Source organism: Streptomyces sp. NPDC126503, assembly GCF_040302405.1.
Lineage (GTDB): Bacteria > Actinomycetota > Actinomycetes > Streptomycetales > Streptomycetaceae > Streptomyces > Streptomyces gulbargensis.
Map to the genome: position 1 here is coordinate 135,678 of NZ_JBEORS010000003.1, position 20,169 is coordinate 155,846.

General features: G+C 75.3%; 16 protein-coding genes. 7 read left to right on the top strand and 9 right to left on the bottom strand.

The genetic code is table 11. The annotated features are described in order from the left end of the window. Window positions 1-48 precede the first annotated feature (48 nt). From ABTY40_RS05775 to ABTY40_RS05800, 6 genes are all read right to left on the bottom strand, one after another. Window positions 49-2,019, bottom strand: a complete 1,971-nt coding sequence (locus ABTY40_RS05775; protein ID WP_352058346.1) for a helix-turn-helix domain-containing protein — start codon at window positions 2,017-2,019, stop codon at window positions 49-51. A gap of 95 nt (window positions 2,020-2,114) precedes the next feature. Beyond that, window positions 2,115-2,951 (bottom strand): 3-hydroxybutyrate dehydrogenase, encoded by an 837-nt coding sequence (locus ABTY40_RS05780; RefSeq protein WP_352058347.1) that lies wholly within the window; start codon window positions 2,949-2,951, stop codon window positions 2,115-2,117. A 55-nt stretch (window positions 2,952-3,006) separates the two neighbouring features. Then, a complete protein-coding gene (locus ABTY40_RS05785; RefSeq protein WP_352058348.1) occupies window positions 3,007-3,489 on the bottom strand; it encodes an NUDIX hydrolase in 483 nt (160 codons plus the stop codon). A gap of 178 nt (window positions 3,490-3,667) precedes the next feature. Continuing rightward, the gene (lnt, locus tag ABTY40_RS05790; protein WP_352058349.1) at window positions 3,668-5,338 is read right to left on the bottom strand and encodes an apolipoprotein N-acyltransferase; all 1,671 of its coding nucleotides are present in this window, start codon (window positions 5,336-5,338) and stop codon (window positions 3,668-3,670) included. Between the two features lie 88 nt (window positions 5,339-5,426). Continuing rightward, the gene (locus ABTY40_RS05795; protein ID WP_352058350.1) at window positions 5,427-6,056 is read right to left on the bottom strand and encodes a hypothetical protein; all 630 of its coding nucleotides are present in this window, start codon (window positions 6,054-6,056) and stop codon (window positions 5,427-5,429) included. 54 nt (window positions 6,057-6,110) lie between these two features. Further along, on the bottom strand, window positions 6,111-6,911 hold the full coding sequence (locus tag ABTY40_RS05800) for a glutamate racemase (protein WP_345284490.1): 801 nt from the start codon (window positions 6,909-6,911) through the stop codon (window positions 6,111-6,113). 58 nt (window positions 6,912-6,969) lie between these two features. Between ABTY40_RS05800 and ABTY40_RS05805 the strand changes: the two genes are divergently transcribed. The 5 genes from ABTY40_RS05805 (at window position 6,970) to ABTY40_RS05825 (ending at window position 13,416) form a co-directional block, all read left to right on the top strand. Next, complete coding sequence (locus tag ABTY40_RS05805; protein WP_352058351.1) at window positions 6,970-8,148, top strand: glycosyltransferase; 1,179 nt, start codon at window positions 6,970-6,972, stop codon at window positions 8,146-8,148. Window positions 8,149-8,476: 328 nt separating this feature from the next. Next, window positions 8,477-9,001, top strand: coding sequence for a DUF6643 family protein (locus ABTY40_RS05810; protein ID WP_352058352.1), 525 nt, complete (start codon window positions 8,477-8,479; stop codon window positions 8,999-9,001). 164 nt (window positions 9,002-9,165) lie between these two features. After that, window positions 9,166-9,990 carry an MOSC domain-containing protein gene (locus ABTY40_RS05815; protein WP_352058353.1) on the top strand — a complete coding sequence of 275 codons (825 nt, stop codon included), beginning with the start codon at window positions 9,166-9,168 and terminating at the stop codon, window positions 9,988-9,990. Window positions 9,991-10,106: 116 nt separating this feature from the next. Beyond that, window positions 10,107-10,715 carry an Rv1733c family protein gene (locus ABTY40_RS05820; RefSeq protein WP_352058354.1) on the top strand — a complete coding sequence of 203 codons (609 nt, stop codon included), beginning with the start codon at window positions 10,107-10,109 and terminating at the stop codon, window positions 10,713-10,715. 253 nt (window positions 10,716-10,968) lie between these two features. Further along, a complete protein-coding gene (locus ABTY40_RS05825; protein WP_352058355.1) occupies window positions 10,969-13,416 on the top strand; it encodes a right-handed parallel beta-helix repeat-containing protein in 2,448 nt (815 codons plus the stop codon). Window positions 13,417-13,434: 18 nt separating this feature from the next. Here ABTY40_RS05825 and ABTY40_RS05830 read toward each other — a convergent pair whose 3' ends face one another. After that, window positions 13,435-15,918: a hypothetical protein gene (locus ABTY40_RS05830; protein WP_352058356.1), complete on the bottom strand. Its 2,484-nt coding sequence runs from the start codon at window positions 15,916-15,918 to the stop codon at window positions 13,435-13,437. 133 nt (window positions 15,919-16,051) lie between these two features. Between ABTY40_RS05830 and ABTY40_RS05835 the strand changes: the two genes are divergently transcribed. Both ABTY40_RS05835 and ABTY40_RS05840 read left to right on the top strand, forming a co-directional pair. Next, on the top strand, window positions 16,052-16,879 hold the full coding sequence (locus ABTY40_RS05835; protein WP_352058357.1) for a DeoR/GlpR family DNA-binding transcription regulator: 828 nt from the start codon (window positions 16,052-16,054) through the stop codon (window positions 16,877-16,879). Further along, window positions 16,876-17,313 (top strand): SRPBCC family protein, encoded by a 438-nt coding sequence (locus tag ABTY40_RS05840; protein WP_352058358.1) that lies wholly within the window; start codon window positions 16,876-16,878, stop codon window positions 17,311-17,313. The genes ABTY40_RS05835 and ABTY40_RS05840 overlap by 4 nt, the downstream gene beginning before the upstream one ends. A gap of 630 nt (window positions 17,314-17,943) precedes the next feature. Here ABTY40_RS05840 and ABTY40_RS05845 read toward each other — a convergent pair. After that, complete coding sequence (locus tag ABTY40_RS05845) at window positions 17,944-18,477, bottom strand: flavoprotein (RefSeq protein WP_352058359.1); 534 nt, start codon at window positions 18,475-18,477, stop codon at window positions 17,944-17,946. A 396-nt stretch (window positions 18,478-18,873) separates the two neighbouring features. After that, on the bottom strand, window positions 18,874-20,007 hold the full coding sequence (gene cds1, locus ABTY40_RS05850; RefSeq protein ID WP_352058547.1) for an L-cysteine desulfhydrase Cds1: 1,134 nt from the start codon (window positions 20,005-20,007) through the stop codon (window positions 18,874-18,876). Window positions 20,008-20,169 lie beyond the last annotated feature (162 nt).

Here is a 20,169-nt window from a genome sequence, read left to right on the forward strand (position 1 = left end):
GCCCCGTGGTCCGCTCGCGGCGAGCGGACCACGGGGCCCCGCCGTGCGTCAGGGGGCGGGTGCGGAGGACGCGAGGGCGTGCAGGCGCAGGGCGAGCTGGATCTCCAGGGCGCGGGCCGGTGACTGCCAGTCGGGGCCGAGGAGCCGGCCCACCCGTTCCAGGCGCTGGGCGACCGTGTTGACGTGGACGTGGAGGGCGTCCTTGGTGCGGGCCGGGCTCATGCCGCTCGCGAAGTACTCGTCCAGGGTGCGCACCAGGTCGGTGCCGCGCCGCCGGTCGTAGGCGAGGACCGCGCCGAGGGTGCGGTCCACGAAACCGTCGATGTCCCGGTTGTCGGCGAGGAGCAGCCCGAGGAAGCCGAGGTCCTCGGCGGCGGCGCCCTGGCCCTGCCGGTGCAGGAGCCGGAGGGCGTCGACGCAGCGTCGGGCCTCCGCGTACGCGCCGGCCACGCGGTCCGGGTGGTCGAGCGGCGCGGTGACGGGGGCGGAGGCTCCGACCGTGACCGGTTCGCGCAGGGTGCCGCCGAGGTGCCGGGCCGTCTGGCGGGCGAGGTCGGCGGCGCTCTCACCGGGCCCGAGCGGCAGCAGCAGGACCGTACCGCCGTCGCGGGCGGAGGCGAGTCCGTGGCGGGTGGCCGCCAGGTGGGAGGCGGCCGACCACAGCCGCTGCCGGTCGGCGCCGTCCTCTCCCGTGCCGTCGCGGCCGGCGGCCGGCGTGCCCGGGCCCGGGCGGCTCCCGGGGTCACGGGCCACGGCGTCGGCGGCGGGTCCGGTGCCGGCCCGGTCGACGCGGGCGGCGAGGACGACGTGCGGGGCGGTGCTGTCGGTACGGAGGCGGGCGGCGCGCTCGCGCAGGAGGCGCCGGTCCCGGTCGGGGGCGTCCAGGAGGTCGTCCAGGAGTTCGCCCCGTACCCGCTGTTCGGCCTCGCCGGCCGAGCGGCGGGCGAGCAGGAGCAGGGAGGTGACGAGCGCGGCGCGTTCGAGGGTGCGTTGGTCGACGGGGTCGAGGTCGGGCTGCCCGCGGAGCACCAGCGCGCCGAGGTGCTCGCCGCCGGCGGCGACGGCGGCCACCCAGTCGTCGCCCTCGCGGACGGCGTGGCCGCCGGCACGGCGCTCGGCCGCGGGGCCCGCCGCCGTGCCGGTACCGGTCTCGATGAACTCGACGGTGCCGCCGAGGACTTCGGAGACGGCTTCGGCGACGTCGTGGACGCCTCCGCCGCGCAGGACCAGTTCGGAGAGGCGGTCGTGGACCTCGGAGGCCCGCTCGATGACGCCGCTGTGCTCCCGGATGATGTCGTTGGCCCGTTCCAGTTCGGCGAGGGCGGATCGGGTCTCGGCGAGGAGGTTGGCCGTGTCGATGGCGACGGCGGCGTGTGCGGCGAAGGAGCCGAGCAGTGCGACCTGTTCGCGTTCGAAGACCCTCGCCCTGCGGTCGGCGGCGAAGAGGACGCCGATGACCTGGCTGCCGAGGGTGAGGGGGACGCCGAGGATGGCGACGAGACCCTCGTCCCGGACGGCCGTGTCGATGGTCCGGGTGTGCTGGAAGCGGGCGTCGTCGAAGTAGTCGTCGGTGACGTAGGGGCGGGCGGTCTGGGCGACGAGGCCGCCCAGTCCTTCGCCCATGCCCAGCCTGAGCTGCTGGAACCGGGCGGATACCGAGCCCTCGGTGACCCGCATGTAGGTGTCCCCCGCCGCCGGGTCGTTGAGGCTGAGGTAGGCGACCTCGGTGCCCAGGAGCGCGCGGGCGCGCTGGACGATGGCGCGCAGCACGGCGTCGAGGTCCCGGAGTCCCGCGAGGTCGTGGGCGGTGGCGAAGAGGGCGGAGAGCTCCGCCTCGCGGCGTCTGCGGCCCTCCAGTTCGGCGCGGACGCGCAGGGCGAGCTGCTTGGCCTCTTCGAGTTCGGCCAGCGCCTCGGGGCCCGCGCCGCTCGCACGGGCGAGGAGCACGGGCCGGTCGTATGCCTCCGGTGCGGCTCCCCGGGCGAGGAGTTCCAGGTAGGAGACGTGAGCGTGGGACATGGACACAGGGATACCTGCCGAACGTGTGGTCGCACCACCCCTGTGGACAGCCTTCTCGCAGGCACCGGTCCCATGGGGGCCGGGGGGCGGTGGTGTCAGTGCGCGGTCCAGCCGCCGTCGAGGGTGAGCGAGGTGCCGGTGATGAACGAGGCCTGGGGGGTGCAGAGGTACAGGACGGCCTCGGCGACCTCCTCCGGTTCGATGAGCCGCTTGAGCGCCGAGTCCTTGAGCAGGACGTCGGAGAGGACCCGCTCGGGCGGGATGCCGTGGGCGGCCGCCTGGTCGGCGATCTGCCGCTCGACCAGCGGGGTGCGGACGTAGCCGGGGTTGACGCAGTTGGAGGTGACGCCGTGGGGCGCCCCTTCGAGGGCGGCCGTCTTGGACAGGCCCTCCAGACCGTGTTTGGCGGCCACATAGGCCGACTTGAAGGCGGAGGCACGTAGTCCGTGGACCGAGGACAGGTTGACGATCCGCCCCCAGCCCTGGGCGTACATGTGCGGCAGGGCGCCCCGGATGAGCCGGAAGGGGGCCTCCAGCATCACGGTGAGGACGGTGTGGAAGACGTCCGGCGGGAACTCCTCGATGGGCCGGACCAGCTGGAGTCCGGCGTTGTTGACGAGGATGTCCGCGCCCGCGGCGGCCGTCTCGGCGGCGTCGAGGTCGGTGAGGTCGAGCAGCAGCGGTTCGACGGCACCGGTGAGCCCGGCGGCCCGTTCGCCGAGCGCGTCCAGGCCTTCGGCGCTCCGGTCGACGGCTCTCACCCGGGCCCCGGCGGCGGCGAGGCGCAGGGCGCAGGCCCGCCCGATGCCCCCGGCGGCGCCGGTGACGAGCGCGGTGCGGCCGGTGAGGTCGAGGGCGAGGCCGGCGGCCCGGGGCAGGGAGGTGGCGGCGGTGTCCGCCGGGGGGCCGGGGCGGGTGACGGGGGCGCTCATGCTCCGCACCCTATGAAGGGGCCACTCCCCCACCGATGTGTGCCAGACCTACAGTTCAGTCCGATGCTGTGGTGCGGAACCATGTGGGTTCATCGGCGAGCGCCTTCTCTATGCGGTGGTGGGAGAAGCGCTTCATCTCCGGCAGGGCGTCCACGTCGAACCAGCCGACCTCGGTCGACTCCTCGTCGTTGACCCGCGCCTCGCCGCCGACGGCCCGGCAGCGGAACGTCACGTCCATGTACTGGCAGATGTCGCCGTTCTCGTAGACGACGGGCTTGCGGAGGGTCTCCACGAGGACGATCCGCTCGGGCACGCAGTGCACGGCCGTCTCCTCGTACACCTCGCGGACCGCGCAGTCGGCGGGCTGCTCGCCGGGCTCGACGATGCCGCCGACGAGCGCCCACATGCCGTTGTCGGCGCGGCGGCCGAGCAGGACGCGGCCCCGGTCGTCGAGGACGACCGCCGTCACCCCCGGCAGGAAGAGGAGCTGGTTGCCGGCGGTCTCGCGCAGCGCGCGGATGAAGTCAGGGGTGCCCATGGCTCCCGACCCTAGAGGACGGCCGCGGGCGGTCCCGCGGCCGGCCGTGCACACCGCTCTCCTCCGGTTCCCGGCTCGGTGGCGGCCCTGGCACGGCCGGTGCTCCGAGGCGGTTCTCCCCGGAGCCTCGCGCAAGGTCTCGGTCGGAGTCCCACCCGGAGCGTCCGCACGGCGGTCGTCAGGCGGCGGTGCGCCGGCCGCGGGACCGGAGGCCGCGCGCCGTGGCCCAGCCGAGGCCGGCCGCCGCGACGGCCGCGAGCAGGGCCTCGGGCAGGGTTCCGAGGCGGGTGGCGGGGGTCAGGGAGGAACGCAGCGGCACCTTCTCGACCAGGACGTCGGGGGTGAACATGGCCGTGCGGGCCACGATATCGCCGTCGGGCCGGATGACCGCACTGACCCCGCTGGTCACCGGGACGACCACGGACCGGCTGTGTTCCACGGCCCGCACCCGCGACATGGCGAGCTGCTGGTACGTCATCTCGCTGCGCCCGAAGGTCGCGTTGTTGCTGGGGACGGTGATCAGCTGCGCGCCGTGGGTCACCGTGTCGCGCACGGCCCAGTCGAAGGCCGCCTCGTAGCAGGTCGCGAGACCGACCCGGGTGCCGGCGAGGTCGAAGACGCCGACCTTGTCGCCGGGGCCGAAGTCGCGGCGTACGCGGTCGACGTCGCTGTTGAAGATCCGGACGAAGGACCGCATCGGGATGTACTCGCCGAAGGGCTGGACGTGCCTCTTGTCGTACGTGGCGACGGGGCCGCGCCGGGGGTCCCACTGGATGAGGGTGTTGCGGAGCTTGCCGGTCTCGGGGGCGACGACGGCCCCGACGACGGTGGGGGCGCCGATCGCGCGGGCGGCGCCGTCGATGACGGCGGCGGCGTCGGGGTTCGCGTACGGGTCGATGTCGGAGGAGTTCTCGGGCCACAGCACGAAGTCGGGCCGCGGCTTCCGGCCCTCCCGTACGGCCTGGGCGAGTTCGTGGGTGCGGGCGGCGTGGTTGTCGAGGACGGCGCGGCGCTGGGCGTTGAAGTCGAGGCCGAGCCGGGGCACGTTGCCCTGGACGGCGGCGACGGTGGCGGTGCCGTCCTCGGCCGCGTCGTCGACGAGGGGCAGGGCGGCGACCGCACCGGTGACGGGGAGGAGGACGGCGAGCGCGGCGGCGGCGAGCGGTCCGCGCGCGCCGGCGCGGGGGCGGGCGCCGCTCGTGGCGTCCGGGCTCCCGTCGGCGGCCGGGTCGTCACCGCCGGGCGCCGCGGGCTTCCGGCGGGCGTGGAGCAGGCGGGCCGTCTCGTACAGGCCGAAGCCGCAGAGGGCGACGGCGAAGCCGAGCACCGGAGTGCCGCCGACGGCGGCGAGCGGGAGGAAGAGGCCGTCGGCCTGGCCGAAGGCGATCTTGCCCCAGGGGAAGCCTCCGAAGGGCACCCGCGCGCGGGCCGCCTCGGCGAGGATCCAGACGCCTGCGGCGAAGACCGGCCACCACGGGAGCCGGGAGACGGCCGCGATGCCGAGCCCGGCGGCGGCGACGAACAGGGCCTCGACGGCGGCGAGCGCCAGCCACGGCACCGGGCCCACCTCCTCGCCCGTCCAGACGAGGAGGGGCAGCAGGAAGCCGAGGCCGGCGAGCTGGCCGAGACCGAACCCGGCGCGCAGGCGCCGCCCGCGCAGGGTCCAGCCGAGCAGGGCGAAGGCGGGCACCGCGAGCCACCACAGGGTGCGCGGCGGGAAGCTCAGGTAGAGCAGGAAGCCGGACAGCGAAGCCGCCCCGGGCCGCAGGAACCACCGCCACCGGGAGACCGGCGCGGACGGGCTGCTGTCGGCTGCGGACGCGGGGGTGGTGGTGATGGTGGTGCTCACCTTGCGGAGTGTACGGGGCGTGCCTGTCGACACGGCCGGCGTGGGTGACGCCGCTCCCGTACGGGCCGGGCGGCCGGTCCGTCCCGGCTCAGGCGCCCGTCGGGGTGACGGGCGGGGGCGGAGGGGCCGAAGGGGGGCGGAGGTGGCCGCGGATGACACGGACCGCCGATTCGGCGTCGTCGACGGTGACCGTGAAGGTACGGCCGTCGCCGAGGCGCAGGACGAGTCCCTCGCCCCGTCGGACGACCACGGCGGTACCCATCTCCGGGCGCCACCGGTAGCCCCAGCCGCCCCACTGGCGCGGGGTGACGCGCGGGGCGAACTCGGCGCCGACGACGTGGGAGAGGAGGATGCGGCGGCGCGGGAGGCCGATGTGGCCGCAGCGCACCTCCATGGCCCGGTGGTCGACCTTCACGGCGACGTGGACGAAGGCGAGGGTGCCGAACAGGACGAGCAGACCGGCGGCGACGCAGCCGATCACCGCCATCAGGAGCGCGGCGACGCCGGAGGTCCAGGGCGACTCGACGGCCAGGGTGATGCCGAGGGCCATGCAGGCGGCGCCGGCGAGGGCCGCGATCCACTGGAAACGGTTGGTGGCCCGGCCGGTCCAGACGGGGGGCGGGCGCCCGTCGTCACCGCCGGCGCCCGCCCCGCGTGCCGGGACCCGGCGGCCCGGGGCGTCGCCGCCGGCGCGGCTGTGTCCGGTGTGCTCCGTCATGGGGGCAGCGTACGCAGGGCAGGGCCGTACGGCGCGGCGGGGCGCGAGCGGCGGTCAGGAGGAGTGCGCTGCCGCCTTGGAGGCGAGGAGCCGCCCCTCGGGGTAGGTGAGGGCGGTGGCGGGCAGGTCGCCGGGGCGTCCGCTGAGGAGGACGGAGAGGGTGCCGTCGGCGGGGGCGCCGGGTTCGGGCGCGGCACCGATCCGGCGCAGTGCCTGGGCGGCGACGGCGCCGGCCGAGCCGTGGAAGACGATCGGCGGCAGGCCCCCGGTGCGGCGCGGGGTGAGGGCGGCGAGGATGCGGTCCTCGACCAGCTCGTAGTGGGTGCAGCCGAGGACGAGGGCCCGGATGTCCGGCGGGGTGAGGGCGGCCGCGGCGGCGACGGCCCGGTCGACCGCCTCGGCGTCGGCGTGTTCGACGGCGTCCGCGAGCCCGGGGCAGGGCACCTCGGTGACCTCGGCGCCGTCGGCGAAGTCGCGGATCAGCCCGCGCTGGTAGGCGCTGCCGGTGGTGGCGGGGGTGGCCCAGATGGCGACCTTGCCGCCGCCGGCCGCGGCGGGCTTGATCGCGGGGACGGTGCCGATGACCGGGATGCGGGGTTCCAGCTCGGCGCGCAGGGCGGGCAGGGCGTGGACCGTGGCGGTGTTGCAGGCGACGATGAGGGCGTCCGGGCGGTGCGCGGCGGCGGCGCGGGCGACGTCGAGGGCGCGGGCGGTGAGGTCTTCGGGAGTGCGCGGGCCCCACGGCATGCCGTCGGGATCGTTGGAGAGGAGCAGCGCGGCGTCCGGCCGCAGCCTGCGCACCGCGGCCGCCGCCGGGAGCAGGCCGATTCCGGAGTCCATGAGCGCGATCTTCACCCGGTCACCCTAGCCGATGGGCCCTACGCGGCCATCGATCTGGTGCAGACTGCGGCGAATGAGCATCTTTGCCTGGTTCGCGCTGTCGTCGCTCGCCGTCTGGGTCTGGCTGCTGCTGGGCCGGGGGTTCTTCTGGCGGACGGACCAGCGGCTGCCTCCGGAGGGCGCGGCCCCGGAGCGGTGGCCCCGGGTGGCGGTGGTGGTGCCGGCGCGGGACGAGGCGGCCGTGCTCCCCCGGAGCCTGCCCTCACTGCTCGGGCAGGACTATCCCGGCGAGGCGGAGGTCTTCCTGGTGGACGACGGGAGCACGGACGGGACGGGACGGCTGGCTGCGGAGCTGTCCGTCCGGCACGGGGGTCTGCCGCTGACGGTGGTGTCGCCGGGCGAGCCGGAGGCCGGGTGGACGGGCAAGCTGTGGGCGCTGCGGCACGGGATGGCGCGGGCCCGCGCGCGGGGACCGGAGTTCCTGCTCCTGACGGACGCGGACATCGCGCACCGGCCCGACAGTCTGCGGCGGCTGGTGGCGGCCGCCACGGGCAACGACCTCGACCTCGTGTCGCAGATGGCGAAGCTGCGGGTGACGAGCGGCTGGGAGCGGCTGGTCGTGCCGGCGTTCGTCTACTTCTTCGCCCAGCTCTACCCGTTCCGCTGGATCAACCGGGAACGGCCGCTGGCCACGGCCGCGGCGGGGGGCTGTGTGCTGCTGCGGACGGAGAGGGCGGTGGCGGCGGGGGTGCCGGACGTGATCCGGCGGGCGGTGATCGACGACGTGTCGCTGGCGCGGGCCGTGCGCCGGGCCGGGGGCCGGATCTGGCTGGGGCTCGCGGACGGGGTGGAGAGCGTCCGCCCGTATCCGGGGCTCGCGGACCTGTGGCGGATGGTGGCGCGGAGCGCGTACGCGCAGCTTCGGCACCGTCCGCCGCTGCTCGTGGGGACGGTGGCCGGGCTGGCGCTGGTGTATCTGGTGCCGCCGGTCGCGTCGGTGACGGGTCTCGCCGCCGGTGACGGGGTGACGGCGGTGGCGGGCGCGGCGTCGTGGGCGGTGATGGCGGGGACGTACGTGCCGATGCTCCGCCACTACGGGCTGTCGGCGTGGCGTGCTCCGCTGCTTCCGTTCACCGCCCTGCTCTACCTGCTGATGACGGTGGACTCGGCGGTGCGGCACCACCGGGGCCTGGGGGCGGCGTGGAAGGGGCGGACCTATGCCGGAGAATACGCTTTCCGCCACGGTGAGTAGTGCGGCCCTTTCGGCGCGTACGCACGCGCCCGCGCGCGGGTGATTGTCTTCGAGCATGCCCATGATCATTTCAACGCCGCGCCCGGGCCGCATTTCCGCCGGGACCAATTCTTTATGCGTTCTTCATGCCGGGCACACCAGGGTGACACACCGTCGGCCGACCCGCCGGTAACCCCCTCCCAACTCGGCGTTTACGCGATCTTGGGACAGCCGGCCGCCCGTTTTTGTCACGTTCGCTCGGATTGGGGATCCGGGCGCGCGAGAAGCCCGTCAAATAACCGCCAAACCAGGCTCCCCAACCGGCACATCGTGGGCTTAACTTATGGCCATGACCTCCCCCCGCTCCTCTTATGGAGGCGGTTACCACACCGCGCCGTCCTTCCCGGACACCCCGATCTACGACTCCCTCGTCGCGGAGCGGGGCACGCCTCAGATCGCCCCGATCCGAGTGCCCGCCGCCTACGACTCCGGCAGCGGCTTCGCCGGAAACAGCTTCTCCGGAAGCGGGTCCCACCTGCCGGCGCTCTCCTCCGCGCTGCCGGCCCTTCCCCCGGCCCCGCAGCCCGCTCCCGCCTACGGCGGTGGCGGCTACGGCTACCCGCAGCCTCAGATGGCACCGCAGATGGCCCCCGTGCCGCTGCAGCACGCGCCCGCGCCGTACATCCCGCAGCAGTCGGCTCCCCCGCGCGGCTACCCCGGTGGCCAGGCCCCCCAGCCGCCCCGGCCGGTCCCCGCGGGGTACGAGGCGATGCGCCCCGCGGCGCCGCGCCCCGTCCCGGCCCAGGTCCCCGCACCGGCCCCCGCGCCGTACCAGGACCCGTACAACCGCCCCTATCACGGCGGGGGTTACTGACAGGGCGCACACCCGGGCGCGTCCGGCGGGTGCCGGACGCGCCCGCGCCTCGCGGCCCGTCACCGCCCGCCGTCCCTCGCGGCCCCAACCGCCCCGGCCGCGCTTCGTACGCCTTTTCGCCCGTCGGCCCGCGGTGCTGAGGGGACGGCTGGCAGGATGGGCGCATGTCGCATCCCGCTGTCCGCTCGCTCCACGTCCACCCGGTGAAGGCGCTGCGCGCCCTGGCGCGCGACGAGGCCGAGGTGCAGCCCTGGGGCCTCGCGGGCGACCGGCGGTGGGCCGTCGTGGACGGTGACGGCAAGGTCGTGACGCAGCGCCGGCACGCCCGCATGGCGCTGGCCACGGCCGAACAGGGGCCGGACGGCGGGATCGTGCTGTCCGCGCCCGGCCGCGCAGCGCTGGCGGTGGGCGTGCCGGCGCCCCGGTCGACCGTGACGGTGGACATCTTCGACACGGCCGTGGAAGCCGTACCGGCCGGCGCCGCCGCCGACGCCTGGTTCTCCGACTACCTGAAGGACCGCGTCCGCCTGGTGCACCTGGACGCGCCCGAGCACCGGCGGCCGATCGAGCCCGGGTACGCGCGGCCCGGCGAGACCGTGAGCCTCGCCGACGGCTACCCGCTGCTCGTCACCACCACCGCCTCCCTCGACGCCCTCAACTCCCTCCTCGCCCGGGGCGACCACGCCGACGAGGGCCCGCTGCCCATGGACCGCTTCCGGCCGAACCTGGTCGTGGAGGGCACGGACCCGTGGGCGGAGGACGGCTGGACCCGGATCGCCGTCGGGGAGGTCGCCTTCCGCGTCGCCAAGCCCTGCGGGCGGTGCGTCGTCACCACCACCGACCAGGCCACCGCCGCCCGCGGCAAGGAGCCCCTGCGGACCCTCGCCCGCCACCGCAGGTTCGACGGCCGGCTGGTCTTCGGCCAGAACCTGATCCCGGACACCACCGGCACGATCCGCGTCGGCGACCCGGTGACGGTCCTCGGCTGACCCGGACGCGGCCTGCACAGCACCCTCACCCGGTTTCCCTCGCGTCCGGCGGGCGCGGAGACGGCCCCGGAGGCACACTCGTGAGGAGGAGCGGCCGAGAACGAGGGGGTCCCGAGGTGCGCGCGGCCACCGGACTCTGGCGCTGGCGGCACAACCCCCTGCGCCGGACCACCGATCTGATCGAGGCGTGGACCGCCCTGGTGGCGCTCGTCCTCCTGTGCGTCGCCGTACCGCTGGCCGGCTGGGCCGCCGGCTCCTCCGCGCAGGCCTCCCTCGACCGCACGCTGCGTGCCCAGCGGGAGCAGCGGCTGCCGACGACGGCCCGCGTGGTGCGGCCCGCCGACCGGCCCGCGCACGGGCCCGGTTCCGGGGACGGCTCCAGCGAGCAGCGGGCGCGCCGGCCGGTGGTGGCGCGCTGGACCGCGCCCGACGGCTCGGAACGTACCGGCACGGTGACCACCGTCCGGGGCTCCACCGCTCCCGGTGACGTCCTGCCGATCTGGACCGACCGGCGGGGCGCCCCCGTCGCGCCCCCGATGCGGGCGGACACCGCCCGCGCCCACGCCGTCATCGGCGGGCTGATGGCCGCCGTCCTCGCCGGTCTGGCGGTGGAGGTGGCCCGGCGGACGGTCGTACGGGGCCTGACGCGGCTGCGGTTCGCGAAGCTGGACCGGGCGTGGGCCGAGGCCGGTCCCGACTGGGGGCGTACGGGCACGGGCAGCTGATCCGGAGCCTCCGGGCCCGGCGCGCACGAGGAACCGGCGGACGACCGGAGCCCGCGCGCCGGGCCTGGCCGCGCTCCAGGGCGGACCGCGTGCCGGGGCGCCCATGCTCCGGGGCCGCCCGGGCGCCCTCCCGTGCATGCCCCGCGCCACCCGTGGGGGTGGGCCCCGACGACCCGTCAACCCCCCGGCGCCCGGCGCGCTACGGTGGGCACCGGTTCAGCGACGAGTCACGAGGCGGGGGCAGGGCACACCCATGGCACAGGGCACGGTCCAGGTGACGCACACCGGCACGTCGCGGTGGCGGCGCCGCACGGGCGAGTACCCCTCCCTCGCCGCGGCCCTGGAGGCCGCGGGGGACGGCGACGTCCTCACCGTCGCGCCCGGCACGTACCGGGAGAACCTGGTGGTGCGACGGGCGGTCACCCTGCGCGGCGCCGACGGCGGCGCCGGTCCGGTGCGGATCGCCCCGCCGGACGGGGTGCCGGTGACGGTACGCGCCTCCGTGACCCTCCAGGACCTGCACATCGAGGGACAGGACATGGCGGCGCCGGCGGTGCTCGTGGAGGACGGCACGCCCGAACTCCTGGACCTGCGTATCACGACCCGTTCCGCCGCCGGGATCGAGGTACGGGGCAGCGCCCGGCCGACGGTGCGACGCTGCACGGTCGACAACCCGGCCGGCGTCGGCATCGCCGTGGTGGACGGGGCGGGCGGCGTCTTCGAGGAGTGCGAGGTGGTCTCCGCCGGCCAGGCAGGGGTCTCGGTGCACGGCGGGGCGCATCCGCGCCTCGAACGCTGCCGGGTGCACCACGCCTCCGGCGCCGGGATCGCCGTCACCGGCGAGGGCAGCGGCCTGGAGGGCGTGGGCTGCGAGGTGTACGAGATCAAGGGCGCCGGCCTGCGGATCGCGGCCCGCGCCACCGCGCACCTCACCGACTCCTCGGTCCACCGCACGACGGCGGACGGCATCACCCTGGACACCGACGCCGTGCTGACCCTCTCCGACTGCGACATCCACGACGTGCCCGAGAACGCGGTCGACCTGCGGTCCCGGTCGGTCCTCACCCTCACCCGGTCGACCGTGCGCCGCTTCGGCCGCAACGGCCTGTCCGTGTGGGACCCGGGCACCCGGGTGGACGCCAACCAGTGCGAGATCCACGACAGCACGGGCGACTACCCGGCGGTCTGGGTAAGCGACGGGGCCACCGCCGTGCTCGACGCCTGCCGCGTCCACGACGTACCGGACGCGCTCTTCGTGCTCGACCGGGGCTCGCGCGTGGACGTGGTCGACAGCGATCTGTCGCAGGTGCGGAACACGGCGGTGTCCGTCAGCGACGGGGCGACCGCGCAGCTCGACGACTGCCGGATCCGGGAGGCGTCCACCGGCGCCTGGTTCCGCGACCACGGCAGCGGCGGCACCTTGAACGGCTGCGCGATCGACGCCGTGCAGACCGGGGTCATCGTCACCAAGGGCGCCGACCCGACGATCGAGCGGTGCGTGGTGACGAACCCGGCCGAGGCCGGTTTCTACGTGTCGGCGGAGGGCCGTGGTTCCTTCGTCGCCTGCCGGGTCACGGGCAGCGGCGGCTACGGCTTCCACGTGACGGACGGCTGCCGCACCACGCTGCGCCGCTGCCGTACGGAGCGGTGCGCGCGCGGTGGTTACGAGTTCCCGGAGGAGGGCGTGGTCGCGGAGGAGTGCACCGGAGACGAGAGCGCGGTCCGCTCCTCCGCGCCGGACGGCGGGCCGGTCGGGACCGGCCGGGCGACCGCGACGGGCGGAGCGGTCCTGACGGGTGCTCCGGCGCAGGCCGGGCTGCTCGGTACGGTGCCCGGCCCGCGTACCACCGCTCCGGCGGCGGAACCGGCCGCCGCCCCGGTGGCGGAACCGCGCCCCTCGAAGGACGTCCTCGGCGAACTGGACGCGCTGGTGGGCCTGGAGAGCGTCAAGCACGAGGTCCGGACGCTCATCAACATGATCGAGGTGGGGCGGCGGCGCCAGGAGGCGGGGCTGAAGGCCGCCTCGGTCCGCCGCCATCTGGTCTTCACCGGCAACCCCGGCACGGGCAAGACCACGGTGGCGCGCCTCTACGGCGAGATCCTGGCCTCCCTCGGCGTCCTGGAGCGGGGGCACCTGGTGGAGGTCTCCCGGGTGGACCTGGTCGGCGAACACATCGGCTCGACGGCGATCCGTACGCAGGAGGCGTTCGACCGGGCGCGCGGCGGGGTGCTGTTCGTGGACGAGGCGTACGCGCTGTCCCCGGAGGACTCGGGGCGCGATTTCGGGCGCGAGGCGATCGACACGCTGGTGAAGCTGATGGAGGACCACCGGGACGCGGTCGTGGTGATCGTCGCCGGCTACACGGCGGAGATGGAGCGGTTCCTCACCGTCAACCCGGGGGTGGCCTCGCGTTTCTCCCGGACCATCACCTTCGGCGACTACGAGCCCGAGGAGCTGCTGCGGATCGTGGGGCAGCAGGCGGACGAGCACGAGTACCGGCTCGCGCCGGGGACGGACGAGGCGCTCCTGACGTACTTCGCCAAGCTGCCGAAGGGCCCGGCGTTCGGCAACGGGCGCACGGCCCGCCAGACCTTCGAGTCGATGGTGGAGCGGCACGCGGGCCGGGTCGCCGCGCTCACCGAGGCGAACACGGACGACCTGACGCTGCTGTATCCGGAGGACCTGCCCGATCTGCCCTGAGGTCCGGGACCGGCCGGGTCACCGCGGCGGTTGGGGCTGGTCGGGCGGCTGCGCCCGGGGGTGGCCGGGAGGACGGCCGGAGTGGTCCGCGCGCTCGGCGGGGTCGCGCTGCCGGGGGACGCCCGGCAGCAGCCGGTCGAGCAGGGCGGTGCGCCGCTCGGCGAAGGCGGGATCGGCCTGGTAGTCGGAGTGGCCCAGGATCGGTTCCGGCAGCGGGTACTCGTGGGTGCGTCCGTACGCCACCGGATCGAGGAGGACGGGCGCGTCGACGGCGGGTCTGCCGTCCTCGGCGGGGACCAGGACGGGCCCGCCGATGGGATCGGTGGCCCGGTAGAGGTTGTGCCAGCAGTCGACGGTGCGGTGCAGTCCGCGCAGTGCCTCGGGTCCGAAGTAGGCGGGGAACCAGCGTCCGTACAGCCGTTCCAGGGGCGAGCCGTAGGTGAGGAGCGCCACCCGGCCCCGGGTCGTGGGCGGCAGTTGCCAGACGGCGGCCGCCGCGAGGACGCTGCCCTGGGAGTGGCCGGAGATGACGAGCCTGCCGCCGGTGCGCCGGGTCCAGGAGCTCATCCGCCAGGTGAGGTCGGGCACGGCCCGCTCGGCGTAGCAGGGCGGGGCGAAGGGATGGGCGGCGCGCGGCCAGAAGGTGCCGACGTCCCACAGGATGCCGATCGTGCGGCGGGCCGAGAGGTCCCGGTAGGCCCGGCGGCCCCAGGTGACGAAGAGGAGGAAGCCGAAGCCGACCATCCAGGACCCCAGGGCCTGGGTGGCGGAGGCGAGGGAGGCGACGGCGGGGTGCGCGCCGTCGAAGGCGCGGCCGGGCACGTTGCCGCTGGCCCAGGCCCCGGCCACCGACGCGGCCCCGAGGAGCAGGGCGGTGGCGGAGACGACGCCGACGAGCACCGGCGCCGCGTCCGTGAGCGAGGCGCGGGCCCGGCAGACGGCGATCCGCGCCGTACGGACCGGGTCCGGCCGCTCGTCCCCGCGCTCGGCGGCGTAGTCCTCCTCCACGACGGCCCGCAGCCGCCGGGCGGCGCACGCGGTGCGGACGGCGAGGACCGCGGCCGGCACGGCGAGCAGCAGGAGCAGGACGGGGATGACCGAGGCCTGCCAGCTGAGCAGCACCGGCGGGCCGATCAGCGGGCCCTCGCCCATGCCGGGGGTGGCCGGCCCGTCGAGCCAGTCGGCGACGCGCTGGGCGACCCCGCCGGACATCACCCCGCCGAGCGCGCAGGCGAGCATCGCGACGGCGGGCCCGCCGAGCCCGCCGAGCACGGTCCTGGACCGGACCCCTGCGGTGCCGGGGTCCGGGGCGCCCGTGCGCGGGAGGCCCTTCCGGGGCGGCCGGCGCAGCAGGAGGGCGACCACGCCGAGGGCGACGACCAGGCCGCCCTGCGCCAGGGTGAGGGAGCCGAAGAAGGCGTCGCCGGGCAGGGTGCCGGAGGAGACGCTGCCTGGGCGGGACCAGGCGGAGTACAGGGCGGCGAGCACCAGCAGGGCCAGCGAGGCGCCGGGGAGCCAGGTGACGAGGGCCCGCTCCAGGCGCAGGTCGAGGCGGTGTTCGCTGCGGCCCCGGCGGCAGACGACCCGGACGACGACCACCGCCAGCACGGCCAGGGCCGCCTGGAGGGCGACGCCGAGGGCCGCTCGCGCGCCCGTGTCGTGACGGCCGGGCGCCGCGAGGAGGGCGGCGGTGACCGTGAGGAAACCCGCGGCGGTGTGCGCGGCACGGAGCCGGGCGACGATGCGCCGCCCGTACCAGAACCCGGGGCGTCCGAGCGGGGGCCGCGGCTCCGGGCCCCTGTGCGATGCCGGGTCCGTACCCGGGGACGGCGTTTCGGGGACGGGGGCCGGGGCCGGCTCGTCGTGGCCGGTGGGCGGGCGCTGGGCCTCGTAGGCGCTCCACGTGCGGTGCGAGAGGTACCAGAGCAGGCCGACGAGGGCGGTGGGCAGCAGGGCGGCCGCGGCGAGCCGGCGGCCCGGCTGCGACCACCAGCCGCCCCGCTCCACGGAGAGGAATCCCAGCCAGGAGTGGGCGTCGGCGCAGGTGGCGGCGCCCGCGCACTGCCAGGCCGTCAGATCGAGCGCGACCTCGCAGGCCGCGGCGGTGAGCAGGACGGTGAGGGTGAGGGCGACGAGCCGGACGAGGACCCCGTAGAGCCGGACGAGACCGGGCCGGCGGCCCCGGGCGGGCGGGCGCATCCAGTGCGCCAGGTTGACCACCATGAACGGCAGGAGCAGCAGCCATAACGCCCGGGCGCCGTCGCCGGAGGTGAGGTTGGACCAGCAGTACGCCTCCGGTACGGGCCCGGCCGCGTACCGCTCCGGGCGCAGCTCCGCGTCCCGGTCCTCGGCGCGCCGGTACACGGCGGCGGTCCGGTCGCCGGTCACCCGCACGGTCCTGGGGTCGTCGAGCATGTCCTGGGGGGTGGCTCCGCCGACTCCGTGCACGAGGAGTTCGAGCGCCGCGCCCCCGCTGTCCGGGGCTGGTGTGGCAGGGGACACTGAGGGACTTCCTCTCGTGGATGGGAGGATGCGACGTCGGGAACAGGATCGCGGAGTGCCGTGCCCGCGCGCACGCCTCTCACCGGATCCGACGCCCATCCCCTTGTCTCCTGCGGAAGGACCGGCCCCGGCGGTGACTGACAACCAGAACCTCCTCGCGGAGCAGCGGCGCGCCCTGATCCTCGACGAGGTACGGCGGCGAGGCGGCGTGCGGGTCAACGAGCTGACCCGCCGGCTGAGCGTCTCGGACATGACGATCCGCCGGGACCTGGACGTCCTGGCCCGGCAGGGCATGGTGGCCAAGGTGCACGGCGGCGCCGTGCCGGTCGTCGAGGCGAGCACGCACGAGCCGGGCTTCGAGGCCAAGTCGGTCCTGGAACCGAGCGCCAAGGACGAGATCGCCCGCGCCGCGGCGGCGCTCGTGGCGCCCGGCTCGGCCGTCGCGCTGTCCGGCGGGACGACCACGTACGCCCTCGCGCGTCATCTGGTGGACGTACCCGATCTGACGGTGGTGACAAACTCGGTGCGGGTCGCCGACGTGTTCCACGAGACGGGGCCGGCCGGGAGCGGCGGCGAGGTCCGGCGCGGGGCGCCGACGGTCGTCCTGACCGGTGGCGTGCGGACGCCGTCGGACGCGCTGGTCGGTCCGGTGGCGGACCGGGCGATCCGGTCCCTCCACTTCGACCTGCTGTTCCTGGGCGCGCACGGCCTCTCGGCGGAGGCGGGGCTGTCCACGCCGAACCTGGCCGAGGCGGAGACGAACCGGTGTCTGATGCGCTCGGCCCGCCGGGTGGTGGTGGTCGCCGATCACACCAAGTGGGGGACGGTCGGCCTGAGTTCCTTCGCCGGTCTGGACGAGGTCGACACCTGGGTCACCGACCGCGGGCTTGGGGCGGACCTCCGGGCGGAGGTCCTGGAGCACGTACCGGGACTGGTCGTGGCCGGCGAGGAACAGGCGTGACCCCGTTCCGGATCGGGCGGGCCGTGCCCCTGCCGCCGGAGGAGGTCTGGCGGCGCCTCACGGACTGGCCGGAGCACGGCCGCCGGGTGCCGCTGACCCGGACGAGCGTGCTGACGACCGGCGCGAACCGGGTGGGGACGCGTTTCACCGCGCGGACGGGGATCGGGCGGTTGGCCTTCGACGACCCGATGGAGGTGACCCGCTGGGAGCCGCCCGCCGGCGGGCGGCCGGGGGTGTGCCGGCTGGAGAAGACCGGCCGGCTGGTGCGCGGCTGGGCGCTGATCGAGGTCGCCGGGCTGCCGGGCGGCGGCTCCCGGGTGGGGTGGACGGAGGAGCTGTCCGTGCGCGGCCTGCCCCGGTTCCTCGCCCCGGTGCCGGCGGCGGCGGGGCGGCTGCTGTTCGGCAGGGCGCTGGACGGGCTGCTGCGGGGCTGAGTCCGGGGCGCCGGCGCCGCGTCGACGCGGGACCGGGCGTCCCGGACGCGCTCGGCAGGGCGCGCGGGGAGCGCACGCCGGCGCCCGGCACGTGCGCGTTGACCCGCCGCCACCAGCGTGTCGGCGGGCGGGCGCCGAAGCCCTCTTCGGCCGGCCGTGCCGGGGCTGCGCGAGTTCCTCGAACTGGGTCAGTCCAGGAGCGGATTCGAGACGGGGGAAGGAGAAGAGGCCGGCTCCTGACCCTTCCCGAGACCACCCACTCCGACATCAAAGACGTCCTGCGGGACGCAGAGGACGAAACGGAGGCAGCGGCCTTCTCCTGACCACCGGTTCGGCGCCGGGGGCGGCTTCGTCCGCGTCGGCGTCTTCCCACCCGCTCGGGTCATGGCTGCCGAGGCGTCGCGCCCGCCGTTCCGTGAGGTGCGCCCACCTGGCCGCCTCGACGGCGGCCAGGTGGGCGGCGGCCCTCGCGGAGCGTGTGTGGTCGGCGGCTCCCCCGGGCAGCCCCACTCTCGCCCGTCGTCACGCCCGAGCGGTACGGCCGTTCACCGCAGGGCGACCGCGACCCCGGTACTGAGGGCCGCCACGAGGAGCTCCGCGCCTGCCGCCCCGGCGTCGCCATGGCCCGGGTCAGGCCGAGCGGACAGCGTCCAGGGCAACGCGCCACGGGTACTCGGCCGGGTTCCCCTCACCGGGGCGGTGCGGCACGAACCCGCCCGGGCCGTACAGCACGTGCACCCCGGCGCCCCGGAGGGTGCCGATCGACCGCTCGAACTGCGGATGCTGGACCAAGGCCGCGCTCACGCACGGCACGACCGCCATCGGGATCCCCCTCCCGACGGCCTCCGCCACGACCCCGACGACCCACTTGTCCGTGATCCCCAGAGCCGCCTGGTTGACCGTGTTGAAGGTGGCAGGGGCGACGAGGATCGCGTCCGCCTGCGGCCAGACGTCGGGCAGGCCGGGCATCAGGTAGTCCCAGCGCACGGGGTGCCCGGTCAGGGCGGCGAGCCCGTCGAGGGAGTCGGAAAGCCAGCGGGCCGCGGTGGGCGTGAGACCGAGACAGACGTCCCAGCCGTCCGCCTGCGCGTCCTCGATGACCGTCGCGATGTCGAAGACGGGCGGGGCTGCCGAGCTGAACAGGTACAGGGTCCGGGTGCTCATGTCTCCCGACACTACGCAACGGCCGTCCATCCGGACGGAGTCGGGGGCGGAGGCGAGTTCCGTTCCAGGCGCCGGACTCTCGGATGTTCTGCGGCACCCCCGTTCCCAGCCCGGCACCTTCCCCCACCTGCCGGCGGACTGCCATGGAGGCGTGACTACGTCAGGTCCGGTCGGGCCCCGTGTCCTGGCGCACCAGCTCACGGCGCAACGGGTGCGGGGTGGTCTTCGGTCCGCATGGCCTCCCGGGCGGGAGCTGCGCGGGATCCCTCCGGCCGAACTCGACGCGTCCGCGAACTGCACGGAGAGAGCGCATGCGCGACCGGTGCGTGGACGTGCTCCCCCGCGCGCCGGAAGGACCCGGGGCGCGGACGGGTCAGGGCCGGGGACCTCCGGGACTCACGTCGGCCAGGCACCCGTCGCGAGGAAGGTCTCGATCGCGGCGGCGTACGGGGTGATGTCGAGCCCCTGCTCGGCCAGCCAGGCGTCCGAGTAGTACTTGTCGAGGTAGCGGTCGCCGGGGTCGCAGATCAGGGTCACGACGCTGCCGGTGCGGCCCTGCGCGACCATCTCGGCCACGATCTTGAACGCGCTCCACAGGCCCGTGCCGGTGGAGCCGCCGGCCTTGCGGCCGATGGCGCCCTCCAGGGCGCGGACGGCGGCGACGCTGGCCGCGTCGGGCACCTTCATCATCCGGTCGATGGCACCGGGCACGAAGCTGGGCTCCATGCGCGGCCGGCCGATGCCCTCGATCCGCGAGCCCCGGTCGGCGGTGGCGTGCGGGTCGCCCTGGGTCCAGCCGTCGAAGAAGCAGGAGTTCTCCGGGTCGGCGACACAGATGCGGGTGTCGTGCTGCATGTAGTGGACGTAGCGCGCGATGGTCGCGGAGGTGCCGCCGGTCCCGGCGGTGGCGACGATCCACGCCGGCTCCGGGTACCGCTCGAGCCGCAGCTGCTGGTACATGGATTCGGCGATGTTGTTGTTGCCGCGCCAGTCCGTGGCGCGCTCGGCGTAGGTGAACTGGTCCATGTAGTGGCCGCCGGTGCGCTCGGCGAGCGCCGCGGCCTCCTCGTACATCGTGCGCGAGTCGTCGACGAAGTGGCAGCTGCCGCCGTGGAACTCGATCAGGCGGCACTTCTCGGAGCTGGTGGTGCGGGGCATGACCGCGATGAAGGGGACGCCGACGAGCTTGGCGAAGTACGCCTCCGAGACGGCGGTGGAACCGCTGGAGGCCTCGATGACGGGCCGGTCGGGCCGGATCCAGCCGTTGCAGAGCCCGTACAGGAACAGCGAGCGGGCGAGGCGGTGCTTGAGGCTGCCGGTGGGGTGGGTGGACTCGTCCTTGAGGTAGAGGTCGATGCCCCACCGTTCGGGGAGCGGGAAACGCAGGAGGTGGGTGTCGGCGGAGCGGTTGGCGTCCGCCTGGACCTTGCGGACGGCCTCCTTCAGCCAGGTTCGGTACGCCGGATCGCTGCGGTCGACGTCGATGGTGGGCGTCGCCGTGCAGGTGTCGGTGGCCGCCGCCGCGGTCATCGGTGGCGCAGGGGTCGCGCTGTTCCGTGTGGTGTTCATCCGTCCCACTCCTCATGTGTGGCACCGGGGGTCTCCCGACGCCGACGATACCCCTCTCACCTGGGCAAACGTTGCCTTTGGGGCTCCATAGGGATCACTTGTGGGCGGGGTACTGGTGCGGTC